The organism is Tahibacter soli, from assembly GCF_025717065.2.
Taxonomy (GTDB): Bacteria; Pseudomonadota; Gammaproteobacteria; order Xanthomonadales; family Rhodanobacteraceae; genus Tahibacter; species Tahibacter soli.
Genome location: NZ_JAOVZO020000018.1, coordinates 1,015,715 through 1,039,580 on the forward strand (window position 1 = coordinate 1,015,715; position 23,866 = coordinate 1,039,580).

Consider the following 23,866-nt stretch of genomic DNA (forward strand, 5'->3'; position numbering starts at 1 on the left):
GGGAGGGGGCGGCGCTAGGTGCTGCCTTGATCTCGACGAAGTGCCGGACGTCGCCCCCTCTCCCCAGCCCTCTCCCCCAGGCAAGCCTGGAGGAGAGGGAGATCGCGATTCCCGCGTCAGCCGAACTTCACCCCGCCTGCGCATGCTCCAGCATCTGCCTGGCATGCGCGAGCGTCGCCTTCGTGATCTCGATGCCGCCGAGCATGCGCGCGATCTCGTCGCGGCGCGCCTTGTCGTCGAGCGCCTCGATCTTCGTCAGCGTCGCGCCGCCGTCGCTGCCCTTGCTCACCTTGAAGTGCTGATGGCCTTGCGCGGCCACCTGCGGCAGATGCGTCACGCACAGCGTCTGCCGCGCCGCGCCCAGGCGCCGCAGCTTCTGGCCGACCACTTCGGCCACCGCGCCGCCGATGCCCGAGTCGACCTCGTCGAAGACCATCGTGCCGACGTCGTCGAGGCCGAGCGCCGCCACTTCGATGGCGAGACTGATGCGCGACAGCTCGCCGCCCGACGCGACCTTGCGCAGCGCGCGCGGCGTCTGGCCGGGGTTGGCGCTGACGAGAAATTCGCAGCGTTCCAGGCCGGCCGGATCGGGTTCGTCCTTCGCCAGCGCTTCGAGCTCGACCGCGAACACGCCGCCGGTCATGCCGAGTTCGCCCATCAGCGCGCTGACTTCGGCGCCGAGCTTCCTGGCCGCCTTCGCGCGCGCCGCGCCGAGCGTCTTCGCCGCGGTCGCGTATTGCGTACGCACGGTTTCGCGCTCGCGTTCGAGTTCGCCGAGCAGGCTGCCGGCGTTGCGCAGTTCGTCGAGTTCGGCGCGCAGTTCGTCGGCGCGCGGTTTCAGCGCGTCCATCGGCAGGCGGTGCTTGCGGGCCAGTTCGTGCAGCTTGGCGATCTGCGTTTCGGCGTCGGCCAGGCGCTCGGGATCGAGATCGAGCGAATCCTGGTAGCGCGACAGCGCGTCGGCGACCTCGCCGAGCTGGATCTGCGCCGCGTCGACGAGTTCGGCCGCGCCGGCGAGTGCGGGGTCGATTTCCGCGAGCCGCTGCAGTTCGGTATGCGCACGGGCGAGCGACCGGCGCAGAGCGAACTCGCTGTCGCCGTCGATCAGTTCGCCGATCGACGAACTGCCTTGCAGCAATTGCCCCGCGTTCGCCAGCCGCTTGTGCGTGTCGTTGAGTTCCGAGAGCTTTTCCGGCGACAGCGCGTGGCGGTCGAGTTCTTCGACCTGACGTTCGAGCACCGCCACGCGCTCGCCGTGGTCGCCGCTGCCGGCGATCGCCTCGATGCGCCGGCCGATTTCGCGCCAGCGGCGGGCGAGGGCGGCGACGCTCTGCGCGGCGTCGGCATGCGTGCCGAACGCGTCGAGCAGGCCCATCTGGTGGTTGCGGTCGAGCAGCGCCTGATGCTCGTGCTGACCGTGGATTTCGATCAGGTGCTCGCCGAGCGCGCCGAGCTGGCCGAGCGTCACCGGCCGGCCGTTGATCCAGGCGCGCGAGCTGCCTTCGGTACGGATGACGCGGCGCAACTGGCAGGCGTCGCCGTCGTCGAGTTCCTCGGCCGCGAGCCACGCGCGCGCCGCCGGCGCCCCGGCGAGGTCGAATTCGGCCGCGAGTTCGGCGCGGTCGCAGCCGGCGCGCACGACGCCGGCGTCGGCGCGCGCGCCCGACAACAGCAAGAGCGCGTCGACCATCAGCGACTTGCCCGCGCCGGTTTCCCCGGTCACCACCGTCATGCCGGCGCCGAAGGCGATGTCGGCCTCGCCGACGATGGCGAAATCCTTGACGTAGAGCGAACGCAGCATGCCCCGATCCATTGAAAACCAAGACCCCCAACTCTATCAGGAAGCCATGAAACCGCTACGGCTTGCCGCGCCGCGCGGGCTGTGTATGCTCAAGCGCGATCCGCAGCCGCGAATCGCACGGCAAAGCTCAGGGGATGCCGACGTCGCCGACCATGTCCACTACCGCCTACTCGCTTGATTCGCGCGCGCGTCAGCTGCTGCGCACACTGATTTCCCAGTACGTCGTCGACGGCCAGCCGGTGGGTTCGCGTTCGCTCGCCAAGTCGTCGGGCCTGGACGTCAGTCCCGCGACGATCCGCAACGTCATGGCCGACCTCGAAGAACTCGGCCTCGTCGCCGCGCCGCATACGTCGGCCGGCCGCGTGCCGACCGTGCAGGGCTATCGCGTCTTCGTCGACAGTCTGCTCGAAGTGCACCCGCTCGGCGAATCGCAGGTCGAGGACATGCGCCGCGAGCTGCCGGCCGACGCGACGACCCCCGATCTGCTCAACAGCGCGTCGTCGCTCCTGTCCCAGGTCACGCATTTCGTCGGCGTGGTGACCGTGCCGCGCCACCAGGAAGTGCCGTTCCGCCACATCGATTTCGTGCCGCTCGACGCGCGCCGCACGCTGGTGATCCTCGTCTTCGTCGACGGCCAGGTGCAGAACCGCGTGATCGAACTCGAACGCGGCTACAGCCCGTCCGAGCTCGAGCAGGTGTCCAATTACCTGAACCTGCATTTCTCCGGCCAGCGGCTCGACGAAATCCGCCTGCGCCTCTTGCGCGAAATGCAGGAAACCAGCACGCAGCTCAACCGCCTGATGGCGAGCGCCGTCGAGATCGCGCAGCACGCGTTCGACAGCGCGGCGCCGCAGCCGGACATGTTCGTGGCCGGCCAGACGAACCTCATCGGCGTGCACGACCTGTCGGATCTCGACCGTCTGCGCGAGCTGTTCGAGGCGTTCGCGCGCAAGCGCGACCTGCTCGCCGTGCTCGAACGCTGCGCCCGCGCCGAAGGCGTGCGCCTGTTCATCGGCGAGGAATCGGGTTTCGGCGCGCTCGGCAACTGCAGTCTCGTCACGGCGCCGTACGGCGTCGGCGGGCGGGTGCTCGGCGTCCTGGGCGTGATCGGACCCACGCGCATGGCCTACGAGCGGGTGATTCCGGTGGTCCAGGCCACCGCGCAGATCCTGTCCGGCGCCTTGAACCGCCAGCGCCTGACCCAATAGCACAACGTCGTAGCAAGCCTTATCATCCCGCGCCCCGTGGGGACGGGACGTACTGGAAAGCCCGGAGAATTATGCAAAACACCGATCCGACCGCGCCCGCTGGGGCGCAGGGCGCGCAAAGCGGCGCGTCCGAGGCCGAAGCGGCCATGAACGCCGACATCGACGCGCTGAGCCAGCAGCTGGCCCAGGCCGAGACGGCCGTCGCCGAAATGCGCGACGTGCTCCTGCGCGAACGTGCCGAGCTCGAAAACCAGCGCCGCCGCCTGCAGCGCGACCTGGAACAGGCGCGCAAGTTCGCCAACGAGCGCCTGCTGTCCGACCTGCTGCCGGTGTTCGACGCGCTCAACAGCGGTCTGGCCATCGAGAACGCCGACGCGGCCGTGCTGCGCGAGGGCACCGACCTGACGCTCAAGACGCTGCTGCGCGTCGCCGAGACGAACGGCCTCAAACAGGTCGACCCGACCGGCACGCCGTTCAACCCGGACCTGCACCAGGCGATGAGCATGGTCGACAGTCCGGACCACGCGTCCGGCCTCGTCGTCGCGACGCTGCAGAAGGGTTATGTACTGAACGATCGTTTGTTGCGTCCCGCCCTGGTCGCGGTGGCCAAGTAAGCGGCTTGATTTGACCCACGCCAACCATAAATAGCGCGACAGTGATGGCCCCAGCGAGGGCCCGACAGTCTTGAGGAGAGCAACGAATGGGCAAGATCATCGGTATTGACCTCGGCACGACGAACTCGTGCGTGGCGATCATGGACGGCGGTACCGCGCGCGTGATCGAGAACTCGGAGGGCGACCGCACCACGCCGTCGATCGTCGCGTTCACGAAGGACGGCGAAGTGCTGGTCGGCGCGCCGGCCAAGCGCCAGGGCGTGACCAACCCGAAGAACACCTTCTACGCGGTGAAGCGCCTGATCGGCCGCAAGTTCACTGATGCAGAAGTGAAGAAAGATCTCGATCTCGTGCCGTACGGCATCGTCGCGCACGAGAACGGCGACGCCTGGGTGGCCACGTCCGACGGCAAGAAGATGGCGCCGCCGGAAGTGTCGGCCAAGGTGCTGATGAAGATGAAGAAGACCGCCGAGGACTATCTCGGCGAGCCGGTGACCGAAGCGGTCATCACGGTGCCGGCGTACTTCAACGACAGCCAGCGCCAGGCGACCAAGGACGCGGGCCGCATCGCCGGCCTCGAAGTCAAGCGCATCATCAACGAGCCGACCGCGGCCGCGCTCGCGTACGGCCTCGACAAAGGCGGCGGCAAGGACCGCAAGATCGCCGTGTACGACCTCGGCGGCGGCACGTTCGACGTGTCGATCATCGAAATCGCGGAAATCGACGGCGAGAAGCAGTTCGAAGTGCTCGCGACGAACGGCGACACGTTCCTCGGCGGCGAAGACTTCGACAAGCGCGTCATCGACTATCTCGTCGAAGAGTTCAAGAAAGACCAGGGCATCGACCTCAAGAACGATCCGCTCGCGCTGCAGCGCCTGAAGGACGCCGCCGAGCGCGCGAAGATCGAACTGTCGTCGAGCCACCAGACCGAAGTGAATCTGCCGTACGTGACGGCCGACGCGTCGGGTCCGAAGCACCTCAACATCAAGCTCACGCGCGCCAAGCTCGAAGCGCTGGTCGACGACCTCGTCAAGAAGACGATCGAACCGTGCCGCATCGCGCTCAACGACGCGGGCCTGCGCGTGTCCGACGTGACCGAGGTGATCCTCGTCGGCGGCATGACGCGCATGCCCAAGGTGCAGGAAGCCGTGAAGGACTTCTTCGGCAAGGAGCCGCGCAAGGACGTCAACCCGGACGAAGCCGTCGCCGTCGGCGCGGCGATCCAGGGCGGCGTGCTCGGCGGCACCGTCAAGGACGTGCTGCTGCTCGACGTCACCCCGCTGTCGCTCGGCATCGAAACGCTCGGCGGCGTGTTCACCAAGCTGATCGAGAAGAACACGACGATCCCGACCAAGGCGTCGCAGATCTTCTCGACCGCCGACGACAACCAGACCGCCGTGACCGTGCACGTGCTGCAGGGCGAACGCGAGCAGGCCCGCTTCAACAAGTCGCTGGCGAAGTTCGACCTCGCCGGCATCGACGCCGCGCCGCGCGGCATGCCGCAGGTGGAAGTCGCGTTCGACATCGACGCGAACGGCATCCTGCACGTGTCGGCGAAGGACAAGAAAACCGGCAAGGAACAGCGCATCGAGATCAAGGCCGGTTCGGGCCTGTCGGACGACGAGATCCAGCGCATGGTGCGCGACGCCGAAGCGAACAAGGAAGAAGACCGCAAGTTCCAGGAACTCGTCGGCACGCGCAACAAGGCCGACCAGCTCGTGCACGCGGTGCGCGGCGCGATCAAGGAGCACGGCGGCAAGATCGGTCCCGAGCAACTCGGCGCGGCCGAAACGGCGCTGTCGGAACTCGAGAAGGTGATGAAGGGCGACGACAAGGCGCAGATCGAATCGCGCATCGCCAAGGCCGAAGAAGCCGCGCAGCCGCTGTTCGCGGCGGCGCAGGGCGGCGGCGCGGGCCCGGATGCGGGCGCGCAGGCCGGCCCGGCCGGCGGCGCGAAGCCCGACGACGTGGTCGACGCCGAGTTCACCGAAGTCAACGACAAGAAGTAAGCGGCTGTTGTAGCTCCCTATCCCCCGCAAGCCTGCGGGGGAGAGGGCTGGGGTGAGGGGGAGGGCGTTTCGCGTTTCGTCGATCTCGACGCAGAACCCGATGCCGCCCCTCACCCGACCCTCTCCCCCAAGCGCGCTTGGGGGAGAGGGCTCTCCGCTTCGATCCGACAAAATTCCAGAGTTCAAAAGTCCATGACGCGTCATTTTTCCAACCTGCGCACCGCGTCGACGCGAGCGTCATGAGCAAGCGTGACTACTACGAAGTGCTCGGCGTCGAACGCAACGCGAGCGAAGAAGACCTCAAGACGGCGTTTCGCCGTCTCGCGATGAAGCATCACCCGGACCGCAATCCGGGCGACAAGCACTGCGAAGAGATCTTCAAGGAAGGCAAGGAAGCGTACGAGATTCTGTGCGACCGCCAGAAGCGCGCGATGTACGACCAGTACGGCCACGCCGCGTTCGAAGCGGGCGGCGGTCGCGGCGGCGCCGGCGGCGGATTTCACGGCGACGTCGGCGACATCTTCGGCGACATCTTCTCGGACATCTTCGGCATGGGCCGCGGCGGCGGCGGAGGCCAGCGCGTGCGGCGCGGCTCCGACCTGCGCTACGTGCTCGAACTCGATCTCGAAGAGGCCGTGTTCGGCATCGATCGCGAAATCGAAGTGCCGACGCTCGTCGCGTGCAAGACCTGCACGGGCACCGGTTCGGCCGACGGCAAGACGACCCAGTGCGGCACCTGCCGCGGTCACGGCCGCGTGCGCATGCAGCAGGGCATCTTCTCGGTGCAGCAGGTGTGTCCGCACTGCGCCGGCTCGGGTACGACGATCGCCAACCCGTGCAAGGACTGCCGCGGCGAAGGCCGCACCGAAGACGAGCGCAAGCTGCAGGTGAAGATTCCCGGCGGCGTCGATTCGGGCGACCGCATTCGTCTGGCGGGCCAGGGCGAAGCCGGTCCGGCCGGCACCGAGCCCGGCGACCTCTACGTCGAAGTGCGCGTGCGCGAACACAAGCTGTTCCAGCGCGAAGGCGACGATCTCTACTGCGAAGTGCCGATCCGCTTCTCGCAGGCCGCGCTCGGCGCCGAACTCAAGGTGCCGACGCTCGACGGCGAGGCGTCGATCTCGCTGCCTGCCGAAACGCAGACCGGCAAGCTGTTCCGCCTGCGCGGCAAGGGCGTGCGCAATGTCCGTTCGGGCCGCATGGGCGACCTGCATTGCCGCGTCGTCGTCGAGACGCCGGTGAAGCTGACCAAGCGCCAGCGCGAGCTGCTCGAAGAACTCGAAGGCACGTTCGAAGGCGCCGAGCCGGGCGCGCATACGCCGCGCGAGTCGTCGTGGCTCGACGGCGTCAAGCAGTTCTGGGATCGGATGACGTCGTGATCGCGTCGGCGGTATGACGATGCGTAAGGTGACAAGGCGGGCGACGTGACGCACGCTTGGCCACCACCCTGACGCGTGCAGAACACATCCTCTCCCCCAAGCTCGCTTGGGGAGAGGGCAGGGTGAGGGGGCGGCGTTTCGCACTTCGTCGACGTCGAGGAAGTGCCGGGTGCATCCCCTCACCCCGACCCTCTCCCCCATCGGCCGATGGGGGAGAGGGAGTCTGCAAGGCCGTCGCTTCTTGTATCGAAGGCCCGCATGACCACACCGAACACCCCCGTCACCCTGATCCTCCACGGCGCCGCCGGCCGCATGGGCCAGGCGCTGCTGCGCGCCGCGCCCGCGCTGCGCGGCGTTTCGATCGGCGCCGCGCTCGTGCGCGCCGGGTCCGACCTCGTCGACACGCCGGTGCGCCGGATCGCGGGCCCGGATGCCGCCGACCTCGATTTCCAGGCCGCGCTCGACCCCGACGTGCGCGCCGACGCTCTGATCGACTTCTCGAGCGCCCACGCGTTCGACGCGGCGCTCGCGCTCGCGCTCGACCGCCGCATCGCATTCGTCAGCGGCACCACGGGCCTCACCGACGCGCAGCACGCCGCGCTCGCGCACGCGGCGCACGCGATACCCGTGCTGTGGGCGTCGAATTTCAGCCTCGGCATCGCGCTGATGACGCGTTTCGCACGCATGGCCGCGCGCGCGCTCGGCGACTGGGACTGCGAAATCATCGAAATGCACCATCGGCGCAAGGCCGACGCGCCGTCGGGCACCGCGATCACGCTCGGCAAGGCCGTCGCGCAAGGCCGCAGCTGCGCGCTCGACGCGCAGGCCGTGCATGGCCGGCAGGGGCTCGTCGGCGCGCGTCCGCCCGGGCAGATCGGCTTTCACGCCGTGCGCGGCGGCGACGTCGTCGGCGAGCACACCGTGATGTTCGCGAGCGAAGACGAACGCATCGAGCTGACGCATCGCGCTTCCGACCGCGACGTGTTCGCGCGCGGCGCGCTCGTCGCCGCGCAGCGGCTCGCGCACGCGCCGCCGAAGTCGTACGCGATGGACGACGTGCTCGGCGACTGCGACTGAGTTCTTCGCCCGAGCGGCGAGAGGCGGTGCGCCGCCGTCAACGCGACGAAGGTGTGACCGGTTTCGGTGGACAGGTCATGTCACCGTCACTAAAATCGCGTCTCGCCTCGAACCCTTCTCACGCCCAATCCACGGACTGGTGGTCCCAGCCCGCGGGTTTTGTCGCACCCGACGTCAGGGTGCCGGGCCCCGACCCCCAATAGGCGACCGCATGACCATGCCCGCGCTTCTCGCCCTCGCCGACGGCAGCCTGTTTCACGGCGTTGCCATCGGCGCGGAAGGTTCAACGACCGGCGAGGTGGTGTTCAACACCGCCATGACCGGCTATCAGGAAATTCTCACCGACCCGTCGTATGCGCAGCAGATCGTCACGCTGACGTATCCGCACGTCGGCAACACGGGGTGCAATGCCGTCGATGCCGAGTCGACCGCCGTGCAGGCCGCCGGCCTCATCATCCGCGACCTGCCGCTCGCCGCGAGCAACTGGCGCTCGGAAGAAACGCTCGGCGCGTACCTCGCGCGCAACGGCATCGTCGCGATCGCCGACATCGACACGCGCCGCCTGACGCGCATCCTGCGCGACAAGGGCGCGCAGAACGGCTGCATCGTCGCCGGCCGCGCGATCGACGCCGATGCCGCGCTCGCCGCGGCGCGCGCGTTCCCGGGCCTGAAGGGCATGGATCTGGCGAAGGTCGTCAGCGTGCGCGAACGCTACCGCTGGAACGAGGGCAGCTACGATCTCGACAGCACCTCGCACGCGCGACCGCCCGCGCAGTTCCGCGTCGTCGCCTACGACTTCGGCATCAAGCACAACATCCTGCGCATGCTCGCCGACCGCGGCTGCGACGTCACCGTCGTGCCGGCGCAGACGCCCGCGAGCGAGGTGTTCGCGGCCAATCCCGATGGCGTGTTCCTGTCCAACGGCCCCGGCGATCCGGAACCGTGCGACTACGCGATCGCGGCGATCCGCGAGTTCGTCCGCGCGCGCGTGCCGACGTTCGGCATCTGCCTCGGGCACCAGCTGCTCGGCCTCGCCGTCGGCGCCAAAACGCTAAAAATGAAATTCGGTCACCACGGCGCCAACCACCCGGTGATCGATCTCGATTCGGGCCGCGTCATGATCTCGAGCCAGAACCACGGCTTCGCGGTCGACGAGGCGACGCTGCCGGCGAACGTGCGCGCGACGCATCGCTCGCTGTTCGACGGATCGCTGCAGGGCATCGCGCTGACCGACGCGCCGGCATACAGCTTCCAGGGGCATCCCGAAGCGAGCCCGGGGCCGCACGACGTCGCCGCGGTGTTCGACCCGTTCATCGCCGCGATGCGCACACGCGCCGCGACGGCGGCTTAATTCGGTTCACGACGGAGAATCCATCATGGCGGCGCGCAGAGCCTCGGCGGTCAAGAAGGAAAGCGGCATCGGCAGCAAGCTCGTCTGGATCGTCACGCGGATCGTCCTGCCGCTCGCCGTCGTCTACGGCGTGATCTGGTGGCGAGTCGACGCCGGTGTCAGCCGGATCTTCGAGAGCATCCAGGGTTTCACGCAGGCGAGCCGCGGCTCGTCGTTCTTCGGCCTGAACGGCGACGTCGGCGTCAACCGCGTGCGCATCGACGCGCCGGCCGGATCGTCGCTGCCGGGCGCGATGCGCATCGAGCGCGTCACGGTACACACGCCGGGCCTGTGGTGGCTGATCCGCTCGAGCCTGTTCGGCGTCGAAGAAAAATTTCCGGAACGCGTCGGCCTGACGCTCGACAACTTCGAACTGTCGGGCGTAACGCCGCAGATGCAGGCGGAAAACCTCCTGGGCACCTATTCCGGCGCGCCGTTCGAAGCCGACGGCTGCGGCAGCCGTGCTGCGTGGGAGCGCGGCGATCTGGGCACGCTCGGCCTGTCGGTGCAGCATTCGAAGATCGTCGTGCGCATGAACCGGCTCGGCGCCGACGCGGTCGAGTTCGTCATCAGCGCCGGCACGCCGGGCGCCGGCATCGCCGAGGGCATGGTCACGCTGACCGCGCCCGGCGTCGACGCGAACCCGACGGCATTCGCCGCCGCGACGCTGACGTCGGCGACGCTCGCGTTCCGCGACGAAGGCTTCATCGCCGCGCGCAACGCGTACTGCGGCAAGGAGGCGAATCTCTCGGCCGCCGCATTCGTCGACAAGCACATCGAAGCCGTGCGCGCACGGTTCGCGCGCGTCGGCCTCGTGCCGGACGCGCCGCTCGAAGCGTCCTACCGCGAATACGCGACGAAGGGCGGCGAACTCATGATCCGCACCCGGCCCCAGGCCGGTTTCCAGCTGATGAACGCGCGCGGCTACAACGGCGAGCAGATGCGCTATCTGCTCAGCCCGGTCGTCGAAGTGCAGGGCCGCGACCCGGTGCTGCTGGCGTTGAAGCCGCTGTCCGAAGTTCAACCGGAGCCCGCGACCGAAGTCACTACCGTGACCGCGACGCCGGCCGCCGCGACGCCCGCGTCGGCCGCGGCATCGACGGCAGCGACCGCGACCGCACCGGCCGCCGCGCCCGCGGCGCCGCCCGCGCCGGTGCAGGAAGCCAAGCCGCTCGTCACGTTCGGCGGCGGCAAGAACGCGTTCGCCGTGCAGCCGATGGAATACGACGAACTGCGCCAGAACGTCGGCCGCGAAGTCGTCGTGCGCACGCAGAACGGCACGACGCGCCGCGGCGCGCTCGTGCGGTTCTCCGGTTCCAACCTCGATATCCAGCTCGGCGCCCGCGACGGCGGCTTCCAGCTGTCCATACCCAAGCGCGACGTGCGCGACGTCGGCGTCGTCGTCGACAGCGGCGAGTCCGCGCCCGTTCAAGGAAACAGCAATGCCAAAAAGAACTGATCTTCGCACCGTCCTGATCATCGGCGCGGGTCCGATCGTCATCGGTCAGGCGTGCGAGTTCGACTATTCCGGCGCGCAGGCCTGCAAGGCGCTCAAGGAAGAAGGCTATCGCGTCGTCCTCGTCAATTCGAATCCCGCGACGATCATGACCGACCCGGAGACGGCCGACGCCGTCTACATCGAGCCGATCACGCCGGCGACGGTCGAGCGCATCATCGCGAAGGAAAAGCCCGACGCGCTGCTGCCGACCATGGGCGGCCAGACCGCGCTCAACTGCGCGCTCGAACTCGCCGACAAGGGAATTCTGGACAAGTACAAGGTTGAACTCATCGGCGCCTCGCGCGAGGCGATCCGCATGGCCGAAGACCGCGAACTGTTCCGCCACGCGATGCGTGACATCGGTCTTGAATGCCCGCGCGCGGAAATCGTGCGCACGATGGAGCAGGCGCTCGAAGCGCAGACCAAGGTCGGCTTCCCGACGATCATCCGCCCGAGCTTCACGCTCGGCGGCTCCGGCGGCGGCATCGCGTACAACCGCGAGGAATTCGTCGAGATCTGCGGCCGCGGCCTGGAGCTGTCGCCCGTCGGCGAAGTGCTGGTCGAGGAATCGGTGCTCGGCTGGAAGGAATTCGAGATGGAAGTCGTCCGCGACACCGCGGACAACTGCATCATCGTCTGCTCGATCGAAAACCTCGATCCGATGGGCGTGCACACCGGCGACTCGATCACCGTCGCGCCGGCGCAGACGCTCACCGACAAGGAATACCAGCGCCTGCGCGACGCGTCGATCGCGGTGCTGCGCAAGATCGGCGTCGACACCGGCGGCTCCAACGTGCAGTTCGGCGTGAACGCCGAGAACGGCCGCGTCGTCGTCATCGAGATGAATCCGCGCGTGTCGCGCTCCTCCGCGCTCGCATCGAAGGCCACCGGCTTTCCGATCGCGAAGGTCGCGGCGAAGCTCGCGATCGGCTACACGCTCGACGAGCTCAAGAACGAGATCACCGGCGGCTTGACGCCGGCGTCCTTCGAACCGTCGATCGACTACGTCGTGACGAAGATTCCGCGTTTCGCGTTCGAGAAGTTCCCCGCCGCCGACGCGCGCCTGACGACGCAGATGAAGTCGGTCGGCGAAGTCATGGCGATCGGCCGCACGTTCTCCGAGTCGCTGCAGAAGGCGCTGCGCGGCCTGGAAACCGGCAAGGACGGCCTCAATCCGACGAAGCTCGATCTCGGCACCACAGAAGACATCGCAACGCTCAAGCGCGAGCTGAAGGAAGCCGGTCCGGAGCGCCTTTTCTACGTCGCCGACGGTTTCCGCGCGGGCCTGTCGCTCGAGGAAATCTTCGCGCTGACGCGCATCGATCGCTGGTTCCTCGTGCAGATCGAAGACATCGTCAGGACCGAAGCCGCGATCAAGGCCGGCGGCCTCGCCGCGGTCGACGCGAAGAACCTCCTGCGCTGGAAGCGCAAGGGCTTTTCCGACGCGCGCATCGCGAGCCTCGTCGGCACCGACGAGAACGCCGTGCGCACGCTGCGCCGCGCGTTCAACGTGCGGCCGGTGTACAAGCGCGTCGACTCGTGCGCGGCCGAATTCGCCACGACGACCGCGTACCTGTACTCGACGTACGAAGAAGAGTGCGAAGCGCAGCCGACGGGCCGCGACAAGATCATGGTGCTCGGCGGCGGGCCGAACCGCATCGGGCAGGGCATCGAGTTCGACTACTGCTGCGTGCATGCCGCGCTCGCGCTGCGCGAGGACGGCTATGAAACGATCATGGTCAACTGCAATCCGGAAACCGTGTCGACCGACTACGACACCTCCGATCGCCTGTACTTCGAGCCGCTGACGCTCGAGGATGTGCTCGAGATCATCGACAAGGAAAAGCCCAAGGGCGTCATCGTGCAGTACGGCGGCCAGACGCCGCTCAAGCTCGCGCGCGCGCTCGAAGCGAACGGCGCGCCGGTGATCGGCACGTCGCCCGACTCGATCGACCTCGCCGAGGACCGCGAGCGGTTCCAGCAGATGGTCGAGAAGCTCAAGCTCGTGCAGCCGCCGAACCGCACCGCGCGCAACGCCGACCAGGCGCTCGCGCTCGCGCGCGAGATCGGCTACCCGATGGTCGTGCGTCCGAGCTACGTGCTCGGCGGCCGCGCGATGGAAGTCGTGCATTCGGACGCGGACCTCAAGCGCTACATCACCGAAGCCGTGCGCGTGTCGAACGATTCGCCGGTGCTGCTCGACCGCTTTCTCGACAATGCGGTCGAAGTCGACGTCGACATCGTCGCCGACTCGGAAGGCAACGTGCTGATCGGCGGCATCATGGAGCACATCGAGGAAGCCGGCGTGCATTCGGGCGACTCCTCGTGCTCGCTGCCGCCGTATTCGCTGTCGCCGGAAATCCAGGACCGCCTGCGCGAGCAGGTCGAGGCGATGGCGCGCGAGCTCAAGGTGGTCGGCCTCATGAACACGCAGTTCGCGATCCAGGACGAGAACGTGTTCATCCTCGAAGTGAACCCGCGCGCGTCGCGCACCGTGCCGTTCGTGTCGAAGGCGACCGGCGTGCCGCTCGCGAAGATCGCGGCGCGCTGCATGGTCGGCAAGAGCCTCGCCGAGCAGGGCGCCACGCGCGAAGTGATTCCGCAGTACTACTCGGTGAAAGAAGCGATCTTCCCGTTCCTGAAGTTCCAGGGCGTCGATCCGATCCTCGGCCCCGAGATGCGTTCGACCGGCGAAGTGATGGGCGTGGGCCGCAGCTTCGGCGCCGCGTTCGCGCGTGCGCACGAAGCGGCGAACATCGCCGCGCCGCCGAAGGGCAAGGCGTTCGTGTCGGTGCGCGACCCGGACAAGACGCGCCTGCTACCGGTCGCGCACGACCTCGTGCGTCGCGGCTACTCGCTCGTCGCCACCAGCGGCACGTGCGACTGGCTTGCCGCGCAAGGCGTCGCGTGCGAGCGCGTCAACAAGGTCATCGAAGGCCGGCCGCACATCGTCGATCTGATCAAGAACCGCGAGATCGTCTTCATCGTCAACACGACCGAAGGCAAGCAGGCCATCGCCGACTCGTTCTCGATCCGCCGCGAGGCGCTGCAGCAGCGCGTAACGTATTCCACTACCATTGCCGGGGCCAAGGCGCTGCTGCACTCGCTTGATTTTCGCGACAGCGGCGAAGTACACAGTTTGCAAGAGCTCCACGAGGAACTGAAGGCATGAAGCGACCCCCGTTGACCCTGAAAGGCGCGGAGCGCCTGCGCGAAGAACTCGATCGCTTGAAGTCGGTCGAGCGTCCGCGCATCATCGAAGCGATCGCCGAAGCGCGCGCGCACGGCGATCTCAAGGAAAACGCCGAGTACCACGCGGCGCGCGAGATGCAGGGCTTCGTCGAGGGGCGCATCCAGGAAATGGAAGGCACGCTGAGCTACGCCGAAGTCATCGACGTGTCGAAACTCGCTGCCGGCACGCGCATCGTGTTCGGCGCGACGGTCGAGCTCGAAGACGAGGATTCCGGCGAGACCGTGACGTACCAGATCGTCGGCGACATCGAAGCGGACATCAAGCAGCGCCTGATCGCCGTCAGCTCGCCGATCGCGCGCGCGCTGATCGGCAAGAGCGCCGGCGACTCGTTCGAGTTCCAGGCGCCCAACGGCGTCAAGCGCTATGAAATTACCGACGTTCGCTACGATTGAGCGGTTGGCGCTGAACTGACGGTTCTCGACGCGGTCATTCGTCGCGTTGTCCACAACCGGAGAAGTGCGGTGTCGATGCGAACGATCGTTCTGGGCGCCGTGCTGTCGGCGGTTTCCGTACAGGCCGGCGCCACGCCGCCGGCCGCGCTGGCCGAAGCCGTCGCGGCGACCGGCGGCGTCAAGACCGGCATCGCCGAATACGCGCTGACCTGGGGCAAATGGCCCGCGGCCGCCGACCCGGACGTCGTCGGCGCGCCGAAGAGCTACGCCGGCGCGAACGTCGCGCGGCTCGATCTCTACGACAACGCGGTCTTCGAAGTGACGTTGAGCCCCGCGGCGGGCGGCGGGCACATCCGCATGCGCCCCGAGAATCCCGATCCGTCGCACCAGCCGATCTCGTGGATCTGCGAATCGCCGGACGTTGCCGACATCGACCGGCTGCCCGGCTGCAATCGCGCGGCCATGGCGTTCGGTCCCGAAGTGCTCGCCATCGCCGCGGGGCTGAAGACGGCTATCGCCGAGCATCGCATGAACTACGCCGCGTGGCCGGCCGCGGCCGATCCGCGGATCGTCGAATCGCCGACGCGCTACGCCGGCACGCACGTCGCGAGGATCGATCTCGCCGCGCACGGCGTGCTGCGGGTGACGCTGCAGCCCTCGGCCGGCGGCGGCCATCTCGTGCTGACGCCGGACGCGCCCGGTTCGAGCATCGTCTGGACCTGCACGTCGCCCGATATCGTCAAAGTCGCGAGCGCGATCGACGACTGCACGTATGCGCCGCATCTGCGGTAGGTGTCCTTTCGGCGCGAATTCATGAAGAATCCGCCGCAACCCGTGCAAGACCTTCAGGAACCCGATGACATCGACGCTGTTGCTGCCGCCGCTCAAGCGGATTGCCGCCGACACGGCCGTCGCGGGCGGTCCGCTCGCGCGGTGGTGCGCACGCGGCGACCGGCTGCCCGACGCCGCGCCCGGCCGGCAGGTCGAAATTCGTGAACATTTCCAGTTTGCGGGAACCGAAGCGCCGGTCGCCGCGCTGACGCGGCAGGCCGACGCCGGCGACGCCGCGAACGCGGTGTGGCTGCGCGCCGACCCCGCGTACGTGCGCGCCGACATGGCGACCGCGCGGCTGATGGCGTGCGGCGAGATGGGCCTGTCGGCCGACGACTGCGCCGCGCTGATACGACCGCTCAAGCCGCTGTTCGGCGACGCCGGCTTTCCGATCGACGCGCCGACGCCGGCGCGCTGGTATCTGCGCGGTCCGCCCGGCGCGCAGCTGCCGACGTTCTCGGCGCCGGCCGACGCGCTCGGCGACGACCTGCGCCGGCACTTGCCGCAAGGGGCGCTCGCGTCGCGCTGGACGTCGCTGCTCAACGAAGCGCAGATGATCCTGCACGAGCATCCGCTCAACCGCGAGCGCGCCGCGCGCGGCCTGCCGCCCGTCAACAGCCTGTGGTTCTGGGGCGCGGGATCGCAGCCGGCGTTCGTCAAGACGACGCTCGCGGTCGCGCTCACGCGCGATCCCGTGCTGGCCGCGCTCGCGCAGCGCGCGGGCATCGCCGCGATCGCGCCGGACGTCTCGCGCATCGACAGCGCACAGGCGCAGTTGTTCGACCTCGACGATGCGGCCGGCCTCGCCGAACTTGCATCGCGCTGGCTGCCCGCGTTCGACGCGGCGTTGTCGAAAAAGCGCATCGCCGCGCTGTGCGTCGCGTTCGCGAGCGGCGAGCGCTACATCGTCAAGCCGGGCCACCGCTGGCGCTTCTGGCGCCGCGTGCGGCCGCTCGCCGCATGAGGCCGCTGCGCATCGCGCGGCGCGACGGCATCGCGCTGCCGGCCTGGGCCGGCGTGCATCCGGTGCTGCAGCGCATCTACGCGGCGCGCGGCATTCGCGACCCCGACGCGATCGAACATCGCCTCGCGCGGCTGATTCCGCCGCAGTCGCTCGGCGGCATCGACCGCGCCTGCGAACTTCTGCAGGAAGCGATAAAGGAAAATCGCCACATCGTCGTCGTCGGCGACTTCGACGCCGACGGCGCGACGGGCACGGCCGTCGCGCTGCGCGGCCTGCGCCTCCTCGGCGCGGCGCGCGTCAGCTATCAGGTGCCGAACCGCTTCACGCACGGCTACGGCCTCGGCCCGTCGCTCGTCGACGATCTCGCGCCGCTCGCGCCCGATCTGATCGTGACCGTCGACAACGGCGTTGCCGCGCACGCGGGCGTCGCTGCGGCGAAAGCCCGCGGCATCGCGGTGATCGTGACCGACCACCACCTGCCCGGCGACACGCTGCCGGCCGCCGATGCGATGGTCAATCCGAACCTCGACGGCGACGCGTTTCCGAGCAAGGCGCTGGCCGGCGTCGGCGTCGTGTTCTATCTGCTGCTCGCACTGCGCGGCCGGTTGCGCGAATCGGGCTGGTTCGCATCGGGAACGTCGGCGGCGCGTGCCGAGCCCGATCTCGGCTGCCTGCTCGACCTCGTGGCGCTCGGCACCGTCGCCGATCTCGTGCCGCTCGACTACAACAACCGCGTGCTCGTCGAAGCGGGGCTGCGCCGCATCCGCGCCGGCAAGGCGTGCGCGGGCATCGCCGCGCTGATCGACGTGGCCAAGCGCAGCGCCGCGACGCTGTGCGCGAGCGACCTCGGCTATGCGCTCGGTCCGCGCATCAACGCGGCCGGCCGGCTCGAAGACATGCGTCTGGGCATCGAATGCCTGCTGACCGACGATGCGTCGCGCGCGCGGCACCTGGCCGAGACGCTGTCGTCGATCAACGCCGAACGGCGCGACCTGCAGGCGCAGATGGTGGAGCAGGGCGAAGCGACGATCGCGCGGTTTCTCGCGCGGCACGGCAGCGACGCGTTCCCGGTCGGCGTCGTGCTGTTCGAGGACGACTGGCACGCCGGCGTGATCGGCCTCGTCGCCTCGAAGCTCAAGGAGCGCCTGCACCGGCCGGTGATCGCTTGCGCGCCGGCCGGCGACGGCAGCGGCGACCTCAAGGCGTCCGGCCGTTCGATCGCGGGCTTTCATCTGCGCGACGCGCTCGCCGAGGTCGACGCGCGTACGCCGGGCCTGATCGGCCGCTACGGCGGCCACGCGATGGCCGCGGGTCTGAGCCTGCCGGCGGCGCGCCTGCACGAGTTCGCCGCCGCGTTCGACGCGGTCGCGCGCCGGCGCATCGACGCCGAACTGCTCGATCCCGTACTGCACACCGACGGCGAGCTGCTGCCGCACGAATACGACCTCGACCTCGCGCGGCAGCTGCGTCTGGCCGGGCCGTGGGGACAGGCGTTTCCCGAACCGCTGTTCGACGACGAATTCGCGGTGGCCGACTGGCGCACGATGGGCGCGACGCACCTGCGGCTGACGCTCAAACATCGCGCGGTCGCCGCCTCGCTCGACGCGGTGATGTTCGGCGGCTACACCGGCTCGGCGCCGCCGGCGCGTATGCGCGCGGCCTTTCAGCTCGCGATCGACGACTGGAACGGCCGCGAGCGCCTGCGCCTGTTGATCCGGCACTACGAGGCCGCGCAGGGCGGTTGAAACCGCGCCGAATCTTTCAGCGCGCGAACAGCCATGCGAGCACGCCGCGCCGCCCGCGCGCCTCGTCGCTCGCGCGGTGGCAGATCTCGGCCTTGACGCCGTCGCCGTCCTCGCGATACGCCAGTTCCGCGCGTTCGAACCATTCGACCGCCTCGTGGCGGCGGCCGAGCGCGACGAGGCAGTCGCCGATCGCCCACAGCACGTAGCGATCGTCCGGCCGCGCGCGCGCGACGATCGCGAACTGGCCGAGCGCTTCGGCGTTGCGGCCTGCTTCGCGCAGCACGCCGCCGGCGCGGGCGCGCAGGTCGGGGCATTTGGGCGGGTATGCGTTCAACGCGCCGACGAGGTCGCACGCCCGTTTCAGTCCGATCAGCGCCTCGATGCGTTCGTGCTGCGCCTCTTCCGGATACGCCTGCGCGGCTGCGGTGTCGTCGGTGCGCACCAGGGCTTCGGCGTGGCGGCCGAGGCGGTTCAGGCACGCGGCGATGCGGATCTGCACGCGCTGGACGTCGGCGCCGTGCAGCCGCTGCGCGTTCTCGAAATCGACAAGCGCGAGCGTCAGCGCCACGTCGTTGCCGGCTTCGAGGCGGCACTGGCCGCGCAGTTCGTAGTCGGCGCCGTCGGCGCAGCCGGCCGCAACGAGGCCGTCGATCTCGCGCGCGGCTTCGGCGTGGCGTCCCGCGTCGGCGAGATAGCGCGCGTACTCCCGACGCATGTAGTCGTCGTATTCACCGAACTCGCGCGCGCGCGGCGTGCGGCGGGCGGAGTCGTCGCGCCGGTCGCCGGCCGGGCGGCGGTCGAAGGCATCGGTCGGGTAAGCGATAGAGCCGGTCATACGTCTTCCTTGCTGTGCGCACCGCGGTTGCGGCTGCCGCCGGTCTTGCGCGTCTGCTACGACGGATGACGTACCGACGCGCGGCATCCCCCAATCGTCGCAGCCGTCGTGCCGGCCGTATTACGAAACGTGACGTATGTCTGTAAAGTGCGCCGATCCGCCCGGCCGCACGGGTAGATGTGGGTTCGTGCGTGCCGGGCGCGTCTGGGTTCGCGTTCATCGACCGGGAGGGGAGTGCGCAATGACGAATCGACGGGAATTTCTGGGCACCGCGGGCTGGCTCGCGATGGGCGCGGCGGCCGGCATGCCGGCGCTCGCGCGGGAGAGTGCCGCGGCGCCGACGTGGGCGCCGTACCGCAAGTCGTACGCGATCGACGGCCTGAGCGGACCGGACCTTCTGTACTTCGCCGAGGACGATCCGATGTACGCCGACGCGCTCAAGGCCGTGCGCGAATGCGGACTGACGTCGGTGATGACGACGGCCGGGCCGCAGGGGCGTTTCTGGTATACGAACGAGCAATTTGCCGAAACGAAACAGCGCATCGCCGACTGGAACGCGAAGATCGACAAGCACGCCGATCTGATGATGCTGGTGCGTAACCGCGCCGATCTGGAAAAGACGCGGCGCGAGCGCAAGCTCGGCGTCATCTACACGTTCCAGGGCGCCGAACCGCTCGGCGAGGATCTCGACCGCGTCACGCTGTTTCGCGACATGGGTCTGCGCGTCCTGCAGCTCACGCACAACCGCCGCAATCTCGTCGGCGACGGCTGCATGGAACCGGGCAACGCGGGCCTGTCGAAACTCGGCAACGCGCTCGTCGAGCGGCTCAACGCCGAGAAGATCGTCGTCGACCTCGCGCACGGCGCGCAGCGCACGATCCGCGAAGGCATCCTCGCGTCGAAGAAGCCGATGCTGATTTCGCACAGCGGCTGCCGCGCGCTCGCGCCCGAGGCGCCGCGGCTCGTCTACGACGACGAACTGAAGCTCCTGGCCGACCGCGGCGGCGTGGTCGGCATCATCTTCTGGCCGTACATCCGTTCGCAGGGACAGCAGGTCGCCGCCGACGTGATCCGGCACATCGAGCACGCCGTGAAGGTGTGCGGCGAGGACCACGTCGGCATCGGCACCGATCTCGGCACGACGCCGGCGAAGATCACGCCCGAGTTCGAGAAGGAAAACCTCGAAATGATCAAGGACATGATCGAGCAGGGGATTTTCGAAAAGCGCGACCCGAAGCTGTACCTGTTTCCGCCCGATCTCAACGTCGCCAACCGCTTCGAAGTGCTGGCCGGAATGCTGTCGGCGCGCGGTTTTCCCGACGCGCGGATCGAAAAGATCCTCGGCGGCAATTTCGCGCGCGTGATGGGCGAGGTCTGGGGCTGACGGGCACCGGGCCGTCGGAGCGACGTTCGTCGGGGATGCGCGGCACTTTGAGTCCGCCGCGCATCTCCGTATAATCCCGTTTTTGGACGGCCCCAAGCATGCGCATCCTCGCCGAAGCTTTGACGTTCGACGACGTCTCGCTCGTTCCCGCCTATTCCAATGTCCTGCCCAAGGACGTCAACACCTCCACGCGCTTGACCCGCGGCATCCGCCTGAACATCCCGGTCGTTTCGGCCGCGATGGACACGGTGACCGAAGGCCGTCTCGCGATCACGATGGCGCAGTGCGGCGGCATCGGCATCATCCACAAGAACATGCCGGTCGAGCGCCAGGCCGCCGAAGTGCGCCTCGTCAAGAAGTTCGAGGCCGGCGTGATCCGCGACCCGATCACGGTGTCGCCCGACACGTCGATCCGCGAAGTCATGCAGATCGTCCGCGCGCGCAACATCTCCGGCGTGCCGGTGGTCGACGGCGAACATCTCGTCGGCATCGTGACCAACCGCGACCTGCGTTTCGAAAAGAAGCCCGAAGATCCGGTGCGCCACATCATGACGCGCAAGGATCGCCTGGTGACGGTGCCCGAAGGCGCCGGCGAAGAAGAAGTGCTCGCGCTGCTGCACAAGCACCGCATCGAAAAAGTGCTGGTCGTCGACGACGGTTTCCGCCTGCGCGGCCTCATCACCGTCAAGGACATCCAGAAAGCGCGCGACAACCCGTACGCCGCGAAAGACCAGCATGAGCGCCTGCGCGTCGGCGCGGCGGTCGGCGTCGGCGGCGACACCGAAGCGCGCGTCGCTGCGCTCGTCGAGGCGGGTGTCGACGTGATCATCGTCGATACCGCGCACGGCCACTCGCAGGGCGTGCTCGACCGCGTGCGCTGGGTCAAGAACACGTTCCCGGGCATCCAGGTGATCGGCGGCAACATCGTCACCGGCGACGCCGCGCTCGCGCTCGTCGACGCGGGCGCCGACGCGGTCAAGGTCGGCGTCGGCCCCGGTTCGATCTGCACGACACGCATCGTCGCGGGCGTGGGCGTGCCGCAGATCAGCGCCGTCGCGATGGTGGCCGAAGCGCTCAAACACACCGACGTTCCGTTGATCGCCGACGGCGGCATCCGCTACTCCGGCGACATCGCCAAGGCGCTCGTCGCCGGCGCGTCGTGCGTGATGATCGGCGGCATGTTCGCCGGCACCGAAGAGGCGCCGGGCGAGGTCGAGCTGTACCAGGGACGCTCGTACAAGAGCTATCGCGGCATGGGTTCGCTCGGCGCGATGCAGAAAGGCTCGAAGGACCGCTATTTCCAGGACGAAGCCGACGCCGACAAGCTCGTGCCCGAAGGCATCGAAGGCCGCGTGCCGTATCGCGGCCCGCTGCGCAGCATCGTGCACCAGCTGATCGGCGGCCTGCGCGCGTCGATGGGCTACGTCGGCTGCGCGACGGTCGAAGACCTGCAGACGAAACCGCAGTTCGTGCGCATCACGAGTGCCGGCGTGCGCGAATCGCACGTGCACGACGTCGCGATCACGAAAGAAGCGCCGAACTACCGGCTGGATTGATCGATAGAAATACAACGCAGAAACCCTCTCCCCCGACCGCGTCGGGAGAGAGGGCAGGGTGAGGGAGACGCTTCGTACTGCCTCGACGTCGAGGAGGTTCCGGCGTCGCCCCTCACCCCGACCCTCTCCCCCAAGCGAGCTTGGGGGAGAGGGGGATAAAAGCACCGCGGTGCGACGTTCCCGGCCGCGGCCATCCCACGCCGCCGCCCGGACGCCATGCAAAACATCCACAACGATAAAATCCTCATCCTCGACTTCGGCGCGCAGTACACGCAGCTGATCGCGCGCCGCATCCGCGAGATCGGCGTCTACTGCGAAATCTGGGCGTGGGACCACGACCCGGCCGATATCGCCCGATTCGCGCCGAAGGGCATCATCCTGTCCGGCGGCCCCGAGTCGGTGACGGAGGCGAATTCGCCGCGCGCGCCGCAGACGGTGTTCGACCTCGGACTGCCGGTGCTCGGCATCTGCTACGGCATGCAGACGATGGCCGAGCAGCTCGGCGGCAAGGTCGAAGGCGGTCACCACCGCGAATTCGGCTACGCGCAGGTCAGCGCCGCGCTCGACTGCGGCCTGTTCCGCGGGCTCGTCAGCGACGCGCCGAACGCGCCCGAACTCGGCGAAGGCGAAAGCTGGATGGGCCGGCAGGGCGACAACACCGTCGTCGAACCGGTCGTCGCGCGCGTCGCGCTCGACGTGTGGATGTCGCACGGCGACCGCGTGACCGCGCTGCCGCCGGGCTTCGTCGCCGCGGGCCGCACCGATTCGCTCGAATACGCCGCGATGGCCGACGAGGCGCGCCGCTACTACGGCGTGCAGTTCCATCCCGAAGTCACGCACACGAAGCAGGGCGCCGCGCTGCTGCGCCGCTTCGTCGTCGACCTGTGCGGCTGCGCGACGCTGTGGACGCCGGCGAACATCATCGACGACGCCGTCGCGCGCGTGCGCGAGCAGGTCGGCACCGACAAGGTGCTGCTCGGCCTTTCCGGCGGCGTCGATTCGTCCGTGGTCGCGGCATTGCTCGAACGCGCGATCGGCGAACAACTCGTCTGCGTGTTCGTCGACACGGGCCTCTTGCGCTGGCACGAAGGCGACCAGGTGATGGCGACGATGGCGCGGAACATGGGCGTCAACGTCATTCGCGTCGACGCGGCCGAGCGCTATTTCGCGGCGCTCGCGGGCGTGGAAGATCCCGAAGCCAAGCGCAAGATCATCGGCCGGCTGTTCGTCGAGATCTTCGAAGAAGAATCGGCCAAGCTCACCGACGTGAAGTGGCTGGCGCAAGGCACGATCTATCCCGATGTGATCGAGTCGGCCGGCGCGAAAACCGGCAAGGCGCACGTCATCAAGAGCCACCACAACGTCGGCGGCCTGCCCGAACACATGAAGCTCGGGTTGGTCGAACCGCTGCGCGAACTGTTCAAGGACGAAGTGCGGCGCATGGGCGTCGAGCTCGGCCTGCCGCGCGAAATGGTCTACCGCCATCCGTTCCCGGGCCCGGGACTGGGCGTGCGCGTGCTCGGCGAGGTCAAGCCCGAATATGTGGAACTGTTGCAACAGGCCGACCACATCTTCATCGAAGAACTGCGCGCGCAGAACCTGTACGACAAGACGAGCCAGGCGTTCGCGGTGTTTCTGCCGGTCAAATCGGTCGGCGTGGTCGGCGACGGCCGCGCGTACGAATGGGTGATCGCGCTGCGCGCGGTCGAGACGATCGATTTCATGACCGCACACTGGGCGCGGCTGCCGTACGAATTCCTCGAACACGTTTCGCGCCGCATCATCAACGAGATGCGCGGCGTGTCGCGCGTGGTCTACGACATCAGCGGGAAGCCGCCGGCGACGATCGAGTGGGAGTGAGTCGCGGCGGCGGAAGCGGCATCGTTCGGCCCGTCCGAAGTATCCTCGCGTTCTGTCGTTGAAGTCGAGC

17 protein-coding genes are annotated in these 23,866 nt (G+C 68.4%); 15 read left to right on the forward strand and 2 right to left on the reverse strand.

The window, feature by feature from the left end:
* Positions 1 to 127: 127 nt before the first annotated feature.
* Positions 128 to 1,801 (reverse strand): DNA repair protein RecN, encoded by a 1,674-nt coding sequence (gene recN / locus OD750_RS17870; protein WP_263545161.1) that lies wholly within the window; start codon positions 1,799 to 1,801, stop codon positions 128 to 130.
* Positions 1,802 to 1,953: 152 nt separating this feature from the next.
* Between recN and hrcA the strand changes: the two genes are divergently transcribed.
* The 12 genes from hrcA (at position 1,954) to recJ (ending at position 18,161) form a co-directional block, all read left to right on the forward strand.
* Positions 1,954 to 3,009 carry a heat-inducible transcriptional repressor HrcA gene (gene hrcA / locus OD750_RS17875; protein ID WP_263545162.1) on the forward strand — a complete coding sequence of 352 codons (1,056 nt, stop codon included), beginning with the start codon at positions 1,954 to 1,956 and terminating at the stop codon, positions 3,007 to 3,009.
* Positions 3,010 to 3,080: 71 nt separating this feature from the next.
* Complete coding sequence (gene grpE, locus OD750_RS17880; protein WP_263545163.1) at positions 3,081 to 3,623, forward strand: nucleotide exchange factor GrpE; 543 nt, start codon at positions 3,081 to 3,083, stop codon at positions 3,621 to 3,623.
* 86 nt (positions 3,624 to 3,709) lie between these two features.
* Positions 3,710 to 5,632, forward strand: a complete 1,923-nt coding sequence (gene dnaK, locus OD750_RS17885) for a molecular chaperone DnaK (protein WP_263545164.1) — start codon at positions 3,710 to 3,712, stop codon at positions 5,630 to 5,632.
* A 239-nt stretch (positions 5,633 to 5,871) separates the two neighbouring features.
* Positions 5,872 to 7,011, forward strand: coding sequence for a molecular chaperone DnaJ (gene dnaJ, locus OD750_RS17890; RefSeq protein ID WP_263545165.1), 1,140 nt, complete (start codon positions 5,872 to 5,874; stop codon positions 7,009 to 7,011).
* A 258-nt stretch (positions 7,012 to 7,269) separates the two neighbouring features.
* On the forward strand, positions 7,270 to 8,088 hold the full coding sequence (gene dapB, locus OD750_RS17895; RefSeq protein ID WP_263545166.1) for a 4-hydroxy-tetrahydrodipicolinate reductase: 819 nt from the start codon (positions 7,270 to 7,272) through the stop codon (positions 8,086 to 8,088).
* A 211-nt stretch (positions 8,089 to 8,299) separates the two neighbouring features.
* Positions 8,300 to 9,439: a glutamine-hydrolyzing carbamoyl-phosphate synthase small subunit gene (gene carA / locus OD750_RS17900; RefSeq protein WP_263545167.1), complete on the forward strand. Its 1,140-nt coding sequence runs from the start codon at positions 8,300 to 8,302 to the stop codon at positions 9,437 to 9,439.
* A gap of 25 nt (positions 9,440 to 9,464) precedes the next feature.
* A complete protein-coding gene (locus OD750_RS17905; protein WP_263545168.1) occupies positions 9,465 to 10,937 on the forward strand; it encodes an LSm family protein in 1,473 nt (490 codons plus the stop codon).
* A complete protein-coding gene (gene carB / locus OD750_RS17910) occupies positions 10,921 to 14,148 on the forward strand; it encodes a carbamoyl-phosphate synthase large subunit (protein ID WP_272842026.1) in 3,228 nt (1,075 codons plus the stop codon). The genes OD750_RS17905 and carB overlap by 17 nt, the downstream gene beginning before the upstream one ends.
* Positions 14,145 to 14,621: a transcription elongation factor GreA gene (gene greA, locus OD750_RS17915; protein WP_263543989.1), complete on the forward strand. Its 477-nt coding sequence runs from the start codon at positions 14,145 to 14,147 to the stop codon at positions 14,619 to 14,621. The genes carB and greA overlap by 4 nt, the downstream gene beginning before the upstream one ends.
* Positions 14,622 to 14,696: 75 nt before the next feature.
* Positions 14,697 to 15,413, forward strand: a complete 717-nt coding sequence (locus OD750_RS17920) for a pilin (RefSeq protein WP_263543990.1) — start codon at positions 14,697 to 14,699, stop codon at positions 15,411 to 15,413.
* Between the two features lie 64 nt (positions 15,414 to 15,477).
* Positions 15,478 to 16,416 carry a phosphoglycerate mutase gene (locus OD750_RS17925; RefSeq protein ID WP_263543991.1) on the forward strand — a complete coding sequence of 313 codons (939 nt, stop codon included), beginning with the start codon at positions 15,478 to 15,480 and terminating at the stop codon, positions 16,414 to 16,416.
* Positions 16,413 to 18,161 (forward strand): single-stranded-DNA-specific exonuclease RecJ, encoded by a 1,749-nt coding sequence (gene recJ, locus OD750_RS17930; RefSeq protein WP_263543992.1) that lies wholly within the window; start codon positions 16,413 to 16,415, stop codon positions 18,159 to 18,161. The genes OD750_RS17925 and recJ overlap by 4 nt, the downstream gene beginning before the upstream one ends.
* Positions 18,162 to 18,177: 16 nt before the next feature.
* Here the strand turns inward: recJ and OD750_RS17935 are convergent, their stop codons facing one another.
* Positions 18,178 to 18,996, reverse strand: a complete 819-nt coding sequence (locus OD750_RS17935; RefSeq protein WP_263543993.1) for a tetratricopeptide repeat protein — start codon at positions 18,994 to 18,996, stop codon at positions 18,178 to 18,180.
* Between the two features lie 241 nt (positions 18,997 to 19,237).
* On the opposite strand from OD750_RS17935, the gene OD750_RS17940 reads away from it, so the two are divergent.
* From OD750_RS17940 to guaA, 3 genes are all read left to right on the forward strand, one after another.
* On the forward strand, positions 19,238 to 20,380 hold the full coding sequence (locus tag OD750_RS17940) for a dipeptidase (protein ID WP_263543994.1): 1,143 nt from the start codon (positions 19,238 to 19,240) through the stop codon (positions 20,378 to 20,380).
* Positions 20,381 to 20,478: 98 nt separating this feature from the next.
* The gene (gene guaB / locus OD750_RS17945; RefSeq protein WP_263543995.1) at positions 20,479 to 21,936 is read left to right on the forward strand and encodes an IMP dehydrogenase; all 1,458 of its coding nucleotides are present in this window, start codon (positions 20,479 to 20,481) and stop codon (positions 21,934 to 21,936) included.
* A 216-nt stretch (positions 21,937 to 22,152) separates the two neighbouring features.
* Positions 22,153 to 23,796: a glutamine-hydrolyzing GMP synthase gene (guaA, locus tag OD750_RS17950; protein ID WP_263543996.1), complete on the forward strand. Its 1,644-nt coding sequence runs from the start codon at positions 22,153 to 22,155 to the stop codon at positions 23,794 to 23,796.
* Positions 23,797 to 23,866: the final 70 nt, after the last annotated feature.

Bases quoted from the DNA above. Each gene is read 5' to 3' on its own strand.
- OD750_RS17925 (WP_263543991.1), top strand. From the start codon at position 15,478: ATGACATCGACGCTGTTGCTGCCGCCGCTCAAGCGGATTGCCGCCGAC.
- recN (WP_263545161.1), bottom strand. From the start codon at position 1,801: ATGCTGCGTTCGCTCTACGTCAAGGATTTCGCCATCGTCGGCGAGGCC.
- dapB (WP_263545166.1), top strand. From the start codon at position 7,270: ATGACCACACCGAACACCCCCGTCACCCTGATCCTCCACGGCGCCGCC.
- OD750_RS17920 (WP_263543990.1), top strand. From the start codon at position 14,697: ATGCGAACGATCGTTCTGGGCGCCGTGCTGTCGGCGGTTTCCGTACAG.
- guaB (WP_263543995.1), top strand. From the start codon at position 20,479: ATGCGCATCCTCGCCGAAGCTTTGACGTTCGACGACGTCTCGCTCGTT.
- recJ (WP_263543992.1), top strand. From the start codon at position 16,413: ATGAGGCCGCTGCGCATCGCGCGGCGCGACGGCATCGCGCTGCCGGCC.
- OD750_RS17935 (WP_263543993.1), bottom strand. From the start codon at position 18,996: ATGACCGGCTCTATCGCTTACCCGACCGATGCCTTCGACCGCCGCCCG.
- grpE (WP_263545163.1), top strand. From the start codon at position 3,081: ATGCAAAACACCGATCCGACCGCGCCCGCTGGGGCGCAGGGCGCGCAA.
- greA (WP_263543989.1), top strand. From the start codon at position 14,145: ATGAAGCGACCCCCGTTGACCCTGAAAGGCGCGGAGCGCCTGCGCGAA.
- OD750_RS17905 (WP_263545168.1), top strand. From the start codon at position 9,465: ATGGCGGCGCGCAGAGCCTCGGCGGTCAAGAAGGAAAGCGGCATCGGC.
- dnaK (WP_263545164.1), top strand. From the start codon at position 3,710: ATGGGCAAGATCATCGGTATTGACCTCGGCACGACGAACTCGTGCGTG.
- OD750_RS17940 (WP_263543994.1), top strand. From the start codon at position 19,238: ATGACGAATCGACGGGAATTTCTGGGCACCGCGGGCTGGCTCGCGATG.
- carA (WP_263545167.1), top strand. From the start codon at position 8,300: ATGACCATGCCCGCGCTTCTCGCCCTCGCCGACGGCAGCCTGTTTCAC.
- hrcA (WP_263545162.1), top strand. From the start codon at position 1,954: ATGTCCACTACCGCCTACTCGCTTGATTCGCGCGCGCGTCAGCTGCTG.
- carB (WP_272842026.1), top strand. From the start codon at position 10,921: ATGCCAAAAAGAACTGATCTTCGCACCGTCCTGATCATCGGCGCGGGT.
- guaA (WP_263543996.1), top strand. From the start codon at position 22,153: ATGCAAAACATCCACAACGATAAAATCCTCATCCTCGACTTCGGCGCG.
- dnaJ (WP_263545165.1), top strand. From the start codon at position 5,872: ATGAGCAAGCGTGACTACTACGAAGTGCTCGGCGTCGAACGCAACGCG.